8 protein-coding genes and 1 pseudogene are annotated in these 15,625 nt (G+C 63.5%); all 9 read right to left on the reverse strand.

Going from position 1 to position 15,625, the window contains the following annotated elements:
• Positions 1-127: 127 nt before the first annotated feature.
• Positions 128-3,460 (reverse strand): annotated as a pseudogene (locus HWX55_RS34595) (filamentous hemagglutinin N-terminal domain-containing protein); the annotation flags it as partial.
• A gap of 350 nt (positions 3,461-3,810) precedes the next feature.
• Entirely contained in the window at positions 3,811-4,536 is a 726-nt protein-coding gene (locus HWX55_RS34600) for an amino acid ABC transporter permease (protein ID WP_175978933.1), read from the reverse strand.
• 2 nt (positions 4,537-4,538) lie between these two features.
• Entirely contained in the window at positions 4,539-5,261 is a 723-nt protein-coding gene (locus tag HWX55_RS34605) for an amino acid ABC transporter permease (protein WP_175978934.1), read from the reverse strand.
• Positions 5,262-5,362: 101 nt separating this feature from the next.
• Positions 5,363-6,178 (reverse strand): ABC transporter substrate-binding protein, encoded by an 816-nt coding sequence (locus HWX55_RS34610; RefSeq protein ID WP_175978935.1) that lies wholly within the window; start codon positions 6,176-6,178, stop codon positions 5,363-5,365.
• A gap of 426 nt (positions 6,179-6,604) precedes the next feature.
• Positions 6,605-7,909 (reverse strand): MFS family transporter, encoded by a 1,305-nt coding sequence (locus HWX55_RS34615; protein ID WP_050012591.1) that lies wholly within the window; start codon positions 7,907-7,909, stop codon positions 6,605-6,607.
• Between the two features lie 236 nt (positions 7,910-8,145).
• Positions 8,146-9,825 carry a SpoVR family protein gene (locus HWX55_RS34620; RefSeq protein ID WP_124556420.1) on the reverse strand — a complete coding sequence of 560 codons (1,680 nt, stop codon included), beginning with the start codon at positions 9,823-9,825 and terminating at the stop codon, positions 8,146-8,148.
• On the reverse strand, positions 9,822-11,090 hold the full coding sequence (locus HWX55_RS34625) for a YeaH/YhbH family protein (RefSeq protein WP_006476064.1): 1,269 nt from the start codon (positions 11,088-11,090) through the stop codon (positions 9,822-9,824). Before HWX55_RS34625 ends, HWX55_RS34620 begins: the two co-directional genes overlap by 4 nt.
• Positions 11,091-11,215: 125 nt before the next feature.
• The gene (locus HWX55_RS34630; protein ID WP_027784391.1) at positions 11,216-13,138 is read right to left on the reverse strand and encodes a PrkA family serine protein kinase; all 1,923 of its coding nucleotides are present in this window, start codon (positions 13,136-13,138) and stop codon (positions 11,216-11,218) included.
• Positions 13,139-13,693: 555 nt separating this feature from the next.
• Positions 13,694-15,466 carry a methyl-accepting chemotaxis protein gene (locus tag HWX55_RS34635; protein ID WP_175978943.1) on the reverse strand — a complete coding sequence of 591 codons (1,773 nt, stop codon included), beginning with the start codon at positions 15,464-15,466 and terminating at the stop codon, positions 13,694-13,696.
• Positions 15,467-15,625: the final 159 nt, after the last annotated feature.

Below are 15,625 nucleotides of genomic sequence, written 5' to 3' on the forward strand. Positions count from 1 at the left end.
ATATAGCCACGTCGATCACTCCGTTCCCCTGCCCGTTGCCGAGCAGGTCAGTGTTCTACGTGGGTCAATATTCGATGCAAATTACTGCGTAGGGTGGGTCAGGATTCCGTGCAAATCAACATGCAGGGGAAAGCGTCAGGTCCGTGCTGTTGGTTTGTAGCGTACCGCCATTCGAATTGTCGAGCGTGCCGCTGACGTTGACAGCCATGGCCGACGAGCCAAGTTGCGTAATCGTGCCGCCGCGGTTCGTGAGATTCGACGCGCTCAACGCGAGCTGATTCGCTTCGAGCGAACCGTCATTGTTGTCAAGCGTCGAGTCGGCCGTCACCGACAGGTTGGGCGCAACGATCGAACCACCCAGGTTCGACATCGCGCCCGTGTGGATCATCGCGTTCGCGCTTGCGCCAATTTGACCACCGTCGTTCGTCAGTCTGCCGCTGGAAACAGCAAGGTCCGTACTGGACAATAGCTTGCCACGCGTGTTGTTCAATGCGCCGGCGATCGTCGCTGTCACCCCGGCTTGGCCATTGATCGCCCCCGACGTGTTGTTCAGCGAACCGCTTTGCGCGACGACTCGCCCGTTGCTCGCGATCGAGCCGCCGACGTTCGACACCGACCCCGTGCCATTGCCAATCGTCAGCGTGCCGGTACCCGCATGCGTAATCGTGCCGCGATCGTTCACGAGCGAAGCCGGAGTCAGCGCAAGGTCAGTGCTGTTCGTCTGAATCACACCGGCTGCCGAGTTATCGAGCGTGCCGCTGACGTTGACAGCCATGGTCGACGAGCCATATTGCGTGATCGTGCCGCCATGGTTCGTCAGGTTCGATGTGGTCAACGCGAGTCGGTTGGCTTCGAGTTTGCCGCCGCTATTGTCAAGCGTCGAATCAGCCGTCACCGACACGTTGGATGCGATGACCGATCCACCCAGGTTCGTCATCGAACCCGTGTCGATCATCGCGTTCGTCGTCGCGCCGATCTGGCCGCCGTCGTTCGCGAGCGTACCGCTAGCGATGCCAAGGTCCGTATTGGACAGCAGCTTGCCATTCGTATTGTTCAGCGCGCTACCGACCGTGGCCGACAGGCCGGTTTGGCCGCTGATCGAGCCGGCCGTGTTGTTCAGCGTGGCCGATTGCGCCACCACGCGCCCGTTGCTCGCGATCGTACCGCCGACGTTCGACACTGATCCCGTGCCGTTGCCGAGTGTAAGCGTGCCGGTGCCCGCATGCGTGATCTTGCCGCCGTCATTGACCAGCAAGGCGGGAGCGAGCGTCAGGTCGGTACTGTTGGTTTGCAACGTACCGCCGTTCGAATTGTCCAGCGTGCCCGACACGTTCACGCTCATCGCGCCGGTGCCGATCTGCGTGATCGTGCCGCCGTGATTCACGAGGTCGGTCGCGTTCAACGACACCTTGTCGGCCTTCACGGCGCCCGCGCTATTGTCGAGGGCCGTGCCGGTCAGCGCTGCCGTCTGAGCGACGATCGAGCCGCCGCTGTTGATCAGACGCGCGCCCGCATCGACCGCCACCTTTTGCGTAGCCTGCAAAGCGCCACCGCTATTGTCGATCGATTGTCCCGAGACATGCAGATTCGTACTGGACGTCATCGTCCCGTGGTTGGCAACGTTGCCGCCGTGCACGGTGACGTCGCCGTTGCCACCGATCACGCCGCCCTGCGCGCCGTTTGCAGTCGTGCCCGATGCGTTGGTCAACTGGCCGCTGGTCGTCACGGAGAGGCCGTCGCTGTTGAGCGACGTGATCCGACCCGCCGTGTTGTCCAGCGACACACCGGCCACCGTCATGCCAGCCGCGCTTTGAACGGTGCCCCGGTTGTTCGCGATGGCGCCGCCACGCACGTCCGCCGTGCTTTCGGATACCAGTTCGCCGGACTGGTTGGCGATCTGGCCGGCGACGTTGACCGCCAGCGGCCCCTGCGACGACACCTTGCCGCCCTGGTTCGACAGGTTGCCGCCGGTCAGCGTCGTGCTGTTGCCGCTCGACAGGCTGCCGTGATCGTTGATCACGGTGCCCGATGCGTTCGCCTGAATGGCGCCTTGCGCGCTCGTCGTCGCGTTCGACAGATTCACGTCGCCGGTCGTCGCGTTCAGCGACAGATTGCCGTTCGCGGCGGTCTGGCTGCCGGCGAGATTCACACTGCCGCCCGTCAGCGATGCGTTACCGCCCGCCACATTCTGGCCGGTCGCGGTCAGTTGGCCCGACGCACTCAGGTTCAGGTCGCCGCTGTGCGTGACGGAACCGTCGTTGTTCACACCCGCGCCGAGCGTGCCGGTCGAGTTGACGCTGCCGACGTTGACCGTCGCATTCTGCTGCGCCGCGAGCGTCCCGCTGTTCGTCAGATCGGCCGCGGTGTTCGCCGACAACGATTGCTGCGCATACGTGGTGCCGCTATTCTGGATGCCGCCCGAGGCCGACATCGCGAGGTTGCCGCTTGCCGTGGTCTTGCCCGCGAGCACGAGCCGGCCGTCCGATTGCAACGTCAAATCGCCTGCCTGCGCCGCGATCGTCCCTGCGTTCGCGACACCAACGCCTGCGGAGTTGCCAACCAGAAACACCCTATTGGCATACATGCCGCCTAACTGAGCGACGTCAATCGCGACAGCAGGAGCAGGACCGTCACCGGCGATCTGCGTCGCGGCAAGCGTGTCGTGATTAACCCGGTTCGTACCGGCGATTACATTGAGATTCTTCGCATAGATCGCGGCATTAGCCTGTACAGCACGGGCAATGATGTCAGTCTGATCAACACTCGAAGTATCGAGGCCCGCACCTTGCACGGTTACAAGGCCGCGATTGACATTGAAGCCCGTCAATGACCCGTCCGCGCCAAACTGCGGCACGCCGGTTGTCAAGACCGCGCGCGAGGTATTGATGAATCCGCCACCGTCCACGACGATACCGGCAGGGTTGGCCAGCACGATCTCCGCGCGGCTGCCCGCGATCTCCACATACCCCTTGATCTGGCTCGCCGCGGTGCTGTTGACCTGGTTGACGATGATGCGCGCCGCCTGCCCCGCACTCAGGTTCGGGTTGCCGTTGATATAGCCGGCCTGCTGCGTGTTGACGATCGTCGACGCGTTGTTCAGGATCGCGCCGTTCTTCTGAACGTCGAACTGGTTATAGGTGTTCAGCGACACGCCGGCAGCACTCGGCGTGTTGATGTTGACTTGCGGCAGGCCGTTGGGCGTCTGCACCACCGCGGGCGCGTGAGTCCCGCCGCCGACGATCTGCGCATTCGCCCATATCGGATTCGCGCCGGCCGCGACCAGCGCGCCGAATGCAGTCACCCGTAACGCGAACTTCGCTGCCGGATGCTCGCCGCCGCGCTTGGCGACACGGCGAGTCTCGCCCGTATTTGTTTTCCCCGTGCTGCAGGCCGTTTCTTCGACGGCAACCAGCATACCCCGTACGCGGCTGAATACCAGCCGATAATGGTTTTTGTTCATCTTCTTGGTCTACTCGCGATTTTTTTCGATCCGCTCTGACGGCCTCGGACATCGCGTGGAATCTATTTGAAATCGTGGAAAGGCACCGTCAACGAGTGTCAATCGTCGCCGAGAAGCGACGGACGAGACGACTCGATACATCGGTCGATTACTGCCATGCCAATCCGACTATCTCGATATTTTATATAATGAAATACTCCGTCGACTGCAAATATCGACGGTATTGTTAACGACAATCCGGGCGAATCTTACCTCACCCATCAGTTCAAAAAAATCCCTGACAGAATTGCGAGGTCGAATCGGCATGCGACCTGTAATCAGATTTCTTGTAATTGCTTATCGGGATTACATCATTGCAAGGATTTGATCCGTTCGACCGCCGTGCTCTCGACACGCCGCGCCTGCGCCCCCCGCGACAACAACCACCGCGCTGCGCCATCGAGCGACGTGCAGAGCACCAGGTAGATCACCGCGACGAACAGGAAGATCGGCGCCGGATACACCATCAGCCGGTTGTTCACCTGCGTTGCGACGAACGACAGCTCCGGCACGCCGACGATATACGCGAGCGACGTGTCCTTCACGAGCGCGACCCACTGGTTGACGAACGACGGCGTCATGATCCGGATCGCCTGCGGCAGCAGCACGTAGCGCACCGTCTGCCAGCGCGTGAGCCCGAGCGACAGCCCGGCCTGCCATTGCCCGTCGCCCGCCGCGACGATCCCCGCATGCACCGCATGCGCGAGATACGCGCCGCCGACCAGCGCCAGCGCGCACACGACCGTCGCGAGCCCCGGCACGTCCATGTGCAGCAGCACGGGCATCAGGAAATACGTCCAGAAGATCAGCATCAGCACCGGAATCGCGCGGAAGAAACCGATGAACGCGAGCAGCAGCACGCGCGCCGGGCCGCGCGCGAGCGCCATCGCGACGCCAAGCGCCACGCCGAGCACGGCCGACGCAATGGCGCTCGCGAGCGCCAGCACCAGCGACAGCGCGGCGCCGCCGAGCGGGCCGTCCGGAAACGCACCGACCAACAGGTACGGCAGATTCGACACAAGCAGCGAAAGATCCATCGTCAGCGCCCCGCCCCGAGCCGGTCGCGCCATTGCGTGGCCGCATACGCACCGGCCTCGATCGCGGCCACCGCCGCGACGTACAGCAGCGTCGCGACGCCGAACGCGGCGAACGTCTTGAACGTCTCGGTCTCGACCTGCCGCGACGCATACGACAGCTCGGCCACGCCGATCGCCATCGCGAGCGACGAGTTCTTCACGAGATTCATGTATTGGCCGAACAGCGGCGGCAGCGCGATGCGCACGGCCTGCGGCAGCACCACGTAACGCAGCGACTGCATCGGCGTGAGACCGAGCGCGGCCGCCGCATCGTGTTGCGCCCGCCGCACGCCGCGCAGGCCGGCTTCGCATTCCTCGGCAACGAACGCAGCCGTATAGGCGCTCAACCCGACCCAGCCCGCGACCAATTCGAACGACGGCCACGCGAGCGTGAACGGCCCCACGCTCACCGCATGACGCGCATTAAGCCACGCGATCCACGTATCGGGCAGCAACGACGCGACGCCGAAATACCAGAACAGCAGCTGCACGAGCAGCGGCGTGTTGCGGAACGCGACGACGTACGCGGCGGCGGCCGCGCGCGGCGCCCTGCCGCGCGCATGCCGCATCACGGCGAGCAGCAGCCCGCCGACGGTCGCGGCAATCGCCGACGCGGCCGCGAGGCCGAGTGTCAGCAGGAAGCCCTGCCAGAGCCAGGACAGATATTTGGGAGCCAACCCGAGCATGTCGTATTACGGGCGCAAAACGCGCGATCGGAAGAAAACGAAAAGCGCCGCGACGCCGGGATACCGGCGCAAACGCGGCGCGCGTGCGGCCTTGGCCTGAATCAGGTCTTGTCGCCGATCCGGAAAATGCGCGTGAGCGGCGTTTTCGTCGTCGGCCCGAACCATGCGTCGTAGATCTGCGTGGCGCGGCCGTTCGCCTCGAGCCCCTTCAGCGTGTCGTTGACGAAGCCGAGCAGGCGCGTTTCGCCCTTCGGCACGCCGACGCCCATGTAGTCGTTCGAGATCGTGAACGCCGGGATCTCGTAGTTCTGCTTGTCGGGCACGTTCGCGAGCAGGCCGATCAGTTTCGGGCCGTCCTGCGTGATCGCCTGCACGTTGCCGGCGCGCAGGGCGGCGAACGCGAACGGCGTGTCGTCGTACGCGACGATCGTCGCCTTCGGGAATTTCTCGCGCAGCGTGATCTCGTTGGTCGTGCCCTTGTCCGCGCCGACGCGCAGTCCGTTCAGCTGGTCGGCCGATTTCAGCACGCCCTTCTTCGCGAGAAACTGCTGGCCCGACGAGAAATACGGGATGCTGAAGTCGACCTGCTTCGCACGTTCGTCGGTGATCGTGAAGTTCGCGAGCACGAGATCGACCTTGCCGGACGTCAGGAACGGGATGCGGTTCGCGGGATTGGTCGGTTGCAGCTGCAGCTTCACGCCGAGCTTGTCGGCGAGCGCCTTCGCGTAATCGACGTCGAGACCGACGATGTGGTTGCTTTTCGCGTCGACATAGCCGAACGGCGGATTGCTGTCGAACGTCGCGACGCGCAGCACGCCGGCCTTCTTGATGTCGTCCAGACGGTCCGCATGCGCGACGGTGCCTGCGGTGATGAGCGCGACCCCGATGAGCCACGTAGCGAGCGTGTTGATTTTCATGAGCACGACCTGATTTGTTATGGAGGCCGCCGCGGATCGCGCGGCGGCACGGTTCGAAACGCATCGCGACGAAGTGTGTCGTCGCGAAGCCGCTAACGTATCAGCGCGTGCGGCGAATTCGAACCAACAAATGGTGCTTTGCTCTGCGGGTTTCGTGATGAGGCACATGGGCTGCCGTCACGCACGCGGCCACACAAAAAAAGACGCCCGCTGCAAGCAGCGGGCGCGAATCCCAGTCAAGGAGGTGTCACACGAACTACGCAGCCAGATTAAGGAAATCGCCCGTCATGGACAACGAATCGATTTCCATATCGATATGACGCGGCACGCTCATGCCGGCGCGTGCGGAATCGCACGCCGCAAAAAAACGTCCCGCCAACCGGCGGGACGTTCGTCATCATGCAAGTACGCGCGACGCGCGGCCGATCACGGCTCGTGACGCAGATACCCTTCCTTGCTCGGATCGCGCATGCGCCACGACACGATCAGCGAGATCGCGCACAGCACGGTCACGTACCAGTAGAACGTTTCCTCGCTGCCGATCGACTTGAACCACAGCGCGACGTACTCGGCCGAGCCGCCGAAGATCGCGTTCGCGACCGCATACGACAGGCCGACGCCCATCGCACGCACTTCCGGCGGGAACATCTCGGCCTTGATGAGGCCACTGATCGACGTGTAGAAGCTGACGATCGCCAACGCAACCGTGATCAGCACGAACGCGGCCACCGGGCTCGTCACGTCCTTCAGCGCATGCATCAGCGGCACCGTGCCGATCACCGCGAACGAACCGAACAAAATCATCGACGTGCGGCGGCCGATCTTGTCCGACAGCGCGCCGAACACCGGCTGCATCAGCATGTAGACGAGCAGCGCGACGGTCATCACGTTGCTGGCCGTCTTCGCGTGCATGCCGGCCGTGTTCACGAGGTACTTCTGCATGTACGTCGTGAACGTGTAGAAGATCAGCGAGCCGCCGGCCGTGAAGCCGACCACGGTGAAGAACGCGCCCTTGTGCTGCCACACGCCGCGGATCGTGCCGGCGTCCTTCTTGTCGCGCGATGCGCTCGTCGACGTCTCGTCGAGCGATTTCCGCAGGTACAGCGAAATCAGCGCGGCCGCCGCGCCGACCACGAACGGAATACGCCAGCCCCACGCTTTCAGCTCGCCGGCCGACAGCGTCTGCTGCAGGATCACGAGCACCAGCAGCGCGCACAGCTGGCCGCCGATCAGCGTCACGTACTGGAACGACGCGAAGAAGCCGCGACGGCCCTTCAGCGCGACTTCACTCATGTAGGTCGCGCTCGTCCCGTACTCGCCGCCCACCGACAGCCCCTGGAACAGGCGCGCGACCAGCAGCAGCGCCGGCGCGAGCGCGCCGATCTGCGCATAGGTCGGCAGCACCGCGATCACGAGCGAACCGCCGCACATCATCAGCACCGAGATCATCATCGCCGCGCGACGGCCGTGACGGTCGGCGATGCGGCCGAACAGCCAGCCGCCGATCGGACGCATCAGGAAGCCGGCCGCGAACACGCCGGCCGTGTTCAGCAGCTGCGTCGTCGTGTTGCCGCTCGGGAAGAACGCCGGCGCGAAGTACAGCGCGCAGAACGAGTAGATGTAGAAGTCGAACCACTCGACGAGGTTGCCCGATGAGGCGCCGACGATGGCGAACACGCGCCGCCGGGTGTCATGCGCGGACAGCGCAGCTTGGTCGGTCTGGACGTCCATGGGTTGGTCTGTTCCTTTTAGTACTTTCTGGGCGAGACGGCTGGGGCCGCCGCGTGCGGTCGCACGTGGCACCGGTTCCGGCGCACGGCGCTACGAGATTTTAGCGAAATGTAAAGTAACAGGCGCTCCGGGTTCGTCCCGATGTAGAAAATTTTTCTCCCGCCTCGCGTTCGTCATATGAAAACGCCAGCCCGAAGGCTGGCGTTCGATGCAAACATTTCCGACTGCGGCGACGATCACACGCGCACTTCCGGCGGCACGTAGCGGCACTCGTAGCGCTTGCGCACGGTGCCGGCCTCGTCGACGCTTTCCAGATACACGTCGAACTGCCAGAGCCGCGCCATGTGCTTGAGCACTTCGTCGCTGTCGCTCGACAGGTGGCGGTTGTCGGTCATGAAGTGGCGCAGCGTGAGGCTGCGGTCGCCGCGCGTGTTCACCGCCCACACCTGGATGTTCGGCTCGCGATGATGGATGTCGTACTGCCGCGACAACGCCTGCCGCACGTACTGGTAGCCGGAATCGTCATGGATCGCCGATACCTCGAGCGAATCGCGCATGTCGTCGTCGAGCACCGAGAAGAGCCGCATCTCGCGAATCAGGTTCGGCGACAGGTACTGCGCGATGAAGCTCTCGTCCTTGAAGTTGCGCATCGCGTAGTGCATCGCCGGCAGCCACGGCGTGCCCGCGATCTCCGGAAACCACTTGTAGTCTTCCTCCGTCGGCGCTTCGCAGATCCGTCGGATGTCGCTCATCATCGAGAAACCGAGCGCATACGGATTGATCCCGCTGTAGTACGGCTTCGTGACGGGCGGCTGATAGACCACGTTGCTGTGCGAATGCAGGAACTCCATCATGAAGCCGTCTTCCAGCTTCCCCTGGTTGTACAGCGTATTGAGCAGCGTGTAGTGCCAGAACGTCGCCCAGCCTTCGTTCATTACCTGCGTCTGCCGCTGCGGATAGAAATACTGGCCGATCTTGCGCACGATGCGGATCACTTCCCGCTCCCACGGTTCGAGCAGCGGCGCGTTCTTCTCCGCGAAATACAGCAGGTTCTCCTGCGGCTCGGACGGATAGCGGTCGTCCTGCTCCTCCGTCAGTTCGGGTTTCTTGCCCGGCAGCGTGCGCCACAGCTCGTTGACCTGCGACTGCAGGTACGCCTCGCGCTCGCGCCGCAGCGCCGCCTCCTTCGACAGCGACGGCTTCTGCGGCCGCTTGTAGCGGTCGACGCCGTAGTTCATCAGCGCATGGCACGAGTCGAGCAGTTCCTCGACGCGATCGAGGCCGTAGCGCTCCTCGCATTCCGCGACGTAGTTCTTCGCGTACACGAGATAATCGATGATCGCATGCGCGTCGGTCCACAGCCGGAACAGGTAGTTGCCCTTGAAGAACGAATTGTGCCCGTACGCCGCATGCGCGATGACGAGCGCCTGCATCGTCATCGTGTTCTCTTCCATCAGATACGCGATGCACGGGTTCGAATTGATGACGATTTCGTAGGCGAGGCCCATCTGGCCGCGGCGGTAGCTCTTCTCGGTCGCGAGGAAGTGCTTGCCGAACGACCAGTGACGGTAGTTGACGGGCATCCCGACCGACGCGTACGCATCCATCATCTGCTCGGCGCTGATCAGTTCGAGCTGGATCGGGTAGATGTCGAGCTCGTATTGTTCGGCGACCTGCGAGATGTGCGTGTCGTATTCCTCGAGCAATTCGAACGTCCAGTCGGACGGGCACGGCAACGGCTTGCGTTCGGCAACGTTCATACGCGCTTCCTTTTGCCCGGAACCGGGCAAGTCGGCGGCCGGCGGCGGCGGTTCGGCCTGCGCGCGTTGCTGCGGTGCGGCAGGGCCGGCCGTGTCGTCGCCGGAAGGGCGCGGCTCATAGCCGCGCGACTCGTTGTGCAGATGGCGGGTCGTCATGACATTTCCACCTGCTTTTCGAACAATTCGCGAAACACCGGGTAAATGTCCGCAGCCGATTCCACTTTTTTCATCGCGAGATGCGGTTGCGACAGGGCCAGTTGCGCGTATTCCAGCCACAGATTCTGCTCTTCCGGCGCGACCTGGATATACGCGAAGTAACGCGTCTTGGTGAGGATATCCTCTTCCAGGATTTTGCGACACTTGGGCGAATCGTCAGTCCAGTTGTCGCCGTCGGACGCCTGCGCGCCGTAGATGTTCCACTCGGTCGGCGAGTAGCGCTCGTCCATCACCTTGCGCATCAGTTCGAGCGCGCTCGACACGACCGTGCCGCCGCTTTCGGTCGAATGGAAGAAGGTGTCCTCGTCGACTTCCTCGGCGCGCGTGTGGTGGCGGATGAACACGACTTCGATGCGCTCGTAGTTGCGCTTGAGGAACAGGTAAAGCAGGATGAAGAAGCGCTTCGCGAGATCCTTGCGCTGCTCGTCCATCGAGCCCGATACGTCCATCAGGCAGAACATCACGGCCTGGCTCGACGGTTGCGGCTGCTTCACGCGGTTGATGTAGCGCAGGTCGAACGGATCGATGAACGGAATCCGCCAGATGCGCCCTTTCAGGTGATGAATCTCGGCCTCGAGCGTCGCGATTTCCGCGCGGCGGTCTTCGGGGTCGCTCTTCAGCGCTTCCAGCTGCGCTTCGAGCTCACGCAGCTCGTTGACGAGCGGCGAGCCGAGCGCGATGCGCCGGCCGAGCGCGCTGCGCAGCGAACGCACGACGTCGATGTTGTTCGGCGTGCCTTCCGCCGACCAGCCCGCGCGCACGTTCTTCCAGCTCGGCACCGTCAGCAGGTGCGTCTTCACGAGGCGAGGCAGTTCGAGATCGTCGAAGAAGTACTGCATGAACTCGTCGCGCGACAGTTCGAACACGAAGTCGTCCTGCCCTTCGCCCTCGTTGCTCGCCTGACTGCCGCCACCGCCCGAGCCGCCCTGCGGACGCGGAATCTTGTCGCCGCGCACGTAGTCCTCGTTGCCGGGATGCACGTATTCGCGACGCCCGCCGGGTGCGTGCCGGAAATTCGGCTCCGCGATGTCCTTGCGCGGGATCGTGATGCTCTGCGTGCTCTGGATATCCTTGATGCTACGGTCGCGCACCGCGTCGGACACGGCACGACGAATGTAGTTCTTGACGCGACGCAGAAAGCGTTCGCGATTGGCGATGCTCTTGTTCTTGCCGGCCAGCCTGCGGTCGATGATTTGATGAAGCACTCCCGGTCTCCCGCTCGAAAGTCGATCTGCCGGGGCACTCGCCGCGCATGCCGTCTGCCGTCATGCGGGCGGCGCCTCTGAAAGCGCCCGTACGGACTCGCCGTCCGGGCGCGATACCGCGCGCGTCATGACGACTTGCGCACGCGCAGGTACCAGTCGCAAAGCAGCCTCACCTGCTTCGGCGTATAGCCCTTCGCGACCATCCGGTTCACAAAGTCCTCATGCTTGCGCTGCTCCTCCGCCGAACCCTTGGCGTTGAATGAAATGACCGGCAACAGTTCCTCGGTGTTCGAGAACATCTTCTTCTCGATCACGACGCGCAACTTCTCGTAGCTCGTCCACACGGGGTTCTTGCCGGCGTTCGCCGCCCGCGCACGCAACACGAAGTTCACGATCTCGTTGCGGAAATCCTTCGGATTGCTGATCCCGGCCGGCTTCTCGATCTTCTCCAGTTCCGCGTTCAGCGCGGCGCGGTCGAAGCTCTCGCCCGTGTCGTGATCGCGGAATTCCTGATCCTGGATCCAGAAGTCCGCATACGTGACGTAGCGATCGAAGATGTTCTGGCCGTATTCCGAATACGACTCGAGATACGCGGTCTGGATCTCCTTGCCGATGAACTCCGCGTAGCGCGACGCGAGCACGTCCTTCACGAACGACAGATACTTCTGCTCGGTTTCCGGCGGGAACTGCTCGCGTTCGATCTGCTGCTCGAGCACGTACATCAGATGCACCGGGTTCGCCGCGACCTCGCTCGTATCGAAGTTGAACACACGCGACAGGATCTTGAACGCGAACCGTGTCGACACGCCGGTCATCCCTTCGTCCACGCCCGCGTAGTCGCGATACTCCTGGTACGACTTCGCCTTTGGATCGGTGTCCTTCAGGTTTTCGCCGTCGTACACCTGCATCTTCGAGAACAGGCTCGAATTCTCCGGCTCGTGCAGGCGCGACAGCACCGAGAACTGCGACATCATCTTCAGCGTGCCCGGCGCGCATACGGCCTCGGCGAGCGACGAGTTGCGGATCAGCTTCTCGTAGATCTTGATCTCTTCCGACACGCGCAGGCAGTACGGCACCTTCACGACGAAGATCCGGTCGAGCAGTGCCTCGTTGTTGCGGTTGTTGCGGAACGCCTTCCACTCCGATTCGTTCGAGTGCGCAAGAATCACGCCGTCGAACGGAATCGCGCCGAAACCTTCGGTGCCCTTGAAGTTGCCTTCCTGCGTGGCGGTCAGCAGCGGGTGCAGCACCTTGATCGGCGCCTTGAACATTTCGACGAATTCGAGCAGGCCCTGGTTCGCGAGGCACAGGCCGCCCGAGTAGCTATAGGCGTCGGCATCGTCCTGCGCGTACTGTTCGAGCTTGCGGATATCGACCTTGCCGACCAGCGACGAGATGTCCTGATTGTTCTCGTCGCCCGGCTCGGTCTTCGCGATGCCGACCTGCCGCAGGATCGACGGATAGCGGCGTACCACGCGGAACTGGCGGATGTCGCCGTTGTATTCGTGCAGGCGCTTGACGGCCCACGGACTCAGGATGCTTTTCAGGTAGCGGCGCGGAATGCCGTACTGTTCCTCGAGGATCGGACCATCCTCGTCGTAGTCGAACAGCCCGAGCGGCGATTCGTTGACGGGCGAGCCCTTCAGCGCATAGAACGGCACGCGTTCCATCAGTTGCTTCAGGCGCTCGGCGATCGACGACTTGCCGCCGCCCACCGGGCCCAGCAGATAGAGAATCTGCTTCTTCTCTTCAAGACCTTGCGCAGCGTGGCGGAAGTATGCGACCACCTGCTCGATCACCTCCTCCATTCCGTAGAACTCACGGAATGCCGGATACACCTTGATGACCTTGTTCGCGAAGATCCGCGACAGGCGCGGGTCGTTGCGGGTATCGATCTGTTCAGGTTCCCCGATTGCTTCCAGCATGCGTTCACCAGCCGTCGCGTACGCGGATGGATCGTTCTTGCAGAGCGCGAGATACTCCTCCAGCGAGAGCTCTTCCTCTCGCGTTTTTTCGAAGCGGTTCGCGAAGCTGCTGTAAATATCCATGCTACCTCCCTCGCCTGAGTCTGAAGACGTGCCTGCCTTCGTCTGACTGCGCAGAAGCAAGCGCGTTCGAATTCATCCTAAACCCTTTCTTATTTTTTTTCACGAACTCTTCGTATGAAGTTCGTCATTCTCGACAACACCGCTTGGACAACGCATTTCGTCGTTTTACAATCGACCTCCCGAGCCGCAGAAACTGCATCCGCCGCGTCTCGTCGAGCATCGAAACGTCTCGTGCGTTGGACACCTCCGACGTCGCCGCCTCTCCCCTTCATCCCTATACGTTCAAGCGGCCGCGTGCGATGACACGCCGCGCGCACCGTTACAAATTTTTTTCGCAGTCCCTTACGGACATACCCGTACGACGAACGCGGGAACATGACGCGCACGCAGCGCATTCCGGACGATTCCTCGGTGCATGACGTGCGACGCGACGCACGCGCCGTTCCACGATCGATCGGCCGCGCTGTCACATTCGATCGGTCGCAGAAACGACGACGCCCGCAATCGCGGGCGTCGTTCGTCACCAAATGGGGATAGATACGCGGCGCGCGCGGATCAGAACGTCTCCCAGTCGTCGCCGCCGGCGGTCGCGGCGGCCGGCGCGGGCGCAGGCGCAGCCGAGACGGCGGCAGGGTTGCGCGCCGGCGCCGTCGTTGCAGCGGCCGCGCGTTTCGGCGCGGCGTCGCGTTCGACGCGCGCGGCAGCCGGCGCGGGGGACGGGACGGACGGCGTGCGCGGCGCATGACGCGCCGCCACCGCAACGACGGCGCCCGCGCGTACCGCTCCGTCGTCAAGCTGGAATACCGCCGCCGTTTCGCGCAGGCGGGCCGCCTGTTCTTCGAGCGACTGCGCGGCAGCCGCGGCTTCCTCGACGAGTGCGGCATTCTGCTGCGTGACCTCGTCCATCTGCGTGACCGCGCGCGCCACCTGGTCGATCCCGCCGCTCTGCTCCTCGGACGCCGCCGCGATCTCGCCCATGATGTCCGTCACGCGCTGGACCGCGCTGATCACGTCGCTCATCGTGCGCCCGGCTTCGTCGACCAGCGTCGAGCCGGTCCGGATCCGCTCCACCGACGCGTCGATCAGCGCCTTGATTTCCTTCGCCGCGCTCGACGAACGCTGCGCGAGGCTGCGCACTTCGCCGGCGACGACCGCGAAGCCCCGGCCTTCCTCGCCGGCCCGCGCGGCTTCGACGGCCGCATTCAACGCAAGAATGTTGGTCTGGAACGCGATTCCCTCGATGATCGCGATGATGTCCGCGATTTTCGCCGAGCTGTCGTTGATTTCGCCCATCGTGCCGACCACCTGGCCGACCACCGTATTGCCCTTGTTTGCAATCTCGGACGCATTCGCGGCCAGCGAGCTTGCCTGACGCGCATTGTCCGCGTTCTGCTTCACGGTGCCGGTCAGTTGCTCCATGCTCGACGCGGTTTCCTGCAGCGCGGCGGCCTGTTCCTCGGTGCGCGACGACAGGTCGATGTTGCCGGCCGCGATCTGGCGGGCCGCGGTCGCGATCGACTCGCTGCCGCCGCGCACGGTGCGTACCGTGTCGACGAGCCCGCGCTGCATCCTCGCGAGGCCTTCCAGCATCTGGCCCATCTCGTCGCGGCGGTCCACGACGATCGGCCGGCGCAGGTCGCCCGCGGCGATCGCATCGAAATGCGACAGCGCGTCGGCGATCGGGCGGCCGATCGCGCGGCTCAGCGTCAGCCACGACAGCACCGCGGCGCCGATGCCGGCCAGCAGCACGACGACCGACAGCGCGCGCATCGTCTCGAACACCGATTCCGCCTGATCGAAGCGCGCCTGTGCATTGGTGAACTGGGCGCTGCGCAGCGCTTCGCCGGCCGTGGCCAGCTCGGTATAGCGCGCCTGAAGCTGCTTCGCGCCGTCGCCGATCCGGTCGTGATCGCCGGCCGCGACCGCACTCGCGAACGCGTCGCAACTGCTTTGCAGCACCTTGCGCCGGGCGGCGACGTCCTGGGCGAGCCGGTCCTCGTCGGCGTCGCGCGGCAGCGCAAGGTATTTCTGCCACCACGCGTCCGATTGCGCCCGCATCGCGCGGCTGCGCTCGATGGCCGCTGCCGAGTCGGGCGTGCCGGCCAGCAGCGCCGCACGGTCGAGTGCGAGGCGCTCGCGCGCGGCGAACATTTCCGCCATCGCCACATCGACCGCGCTCGGCATCTGGTTCGTGAAAATCTCGCGCGTCGAATCGTTAGATCGCGTCATCCCGTGCAGACCGAGCACGCCGGTGACAGCCAGCAGTACCGCCAGAAACGCCATCGTCAAACCGATGCGCGCACGAATCGTCAGGTTCCTGAACACCATCATCCACCCTGTGTTGCGTCGTCATGAACGGGCCCGGCCCGTTGGCTCGAAGCATTGCTTCACTCGGTGCATTTACGACCGCACGGCGCATAACTTGATGGTTTTGCCGTGTTTATTTCGCATTATTCGTCTGTTTATTGAATAAGACTGAATAATCGA

The sequence above is a fragment of the Burkholderia sp. BCC1047 genome, assembly GCF_902833155.1.
In the GTDB taxonomy this organism is placed as follows: Bacteria; Pseudomonadota; Gammaproteobacteria; order Burkholderiales; family Burkholderiaceae; genus Burkholderia; species Burkholderia sola.

Excerpts from the sequence above, each read along its gene's own strand:
- HWX55_RS34635 (WP_175978943.1), bottom strand. The coding sequence starts at position 15,466 with ATGGTGTTCAGGAACCTGACGATTCGTGCGCGCATCGGTTTGACGATG.
- HWX55_RS34610 (WP_175978935.1), bottom strand. The coding sequence starts at position 6,178 with ATGAAAATCAACACGCTCGCTACGTGGCTCATCGGGGTCGCGCTCATC.
- HWX55_RS34630 (WP_027784391.1), bottom strand. The coding sequence starts at position 13,138 with ATGGATATTTACAGCAGCTTCGCGAACCGCTTCGAAAAAACGCGAGAG.
- HWX55_RS34600 (WP_175978933.1), bottom strand. The coding sequence starts at position 4,536 with ATGGATCTTTCGCTGCTTGTGTCGAATCTGCCGTACCTGTTGGTCGGT.
- HWX55_RS34620 (WP_124556420.1), bottom strand. The coding sequence starts at position 9,825 with ATGACGACCCGCCATCTGCACAACGAGTCGCGCGGCTATGAGCCGCGC.
- HWX55_RS34615 (WP_050012591.1), bottom strand. The coding sequence starts at position 7,909 with ATGGACGTCCAGACCGACCAAGCTGCGCTGTCCGCGCATGACACCCGG.
- HWX55_RS34605 (WP_175978934.1), bottom strand. The coding sequence starts at position 5,261 with ATGCTCGGGTTGGCTCCCAAATATCTGTCCTGGCTCTGGCAGGGCTTC.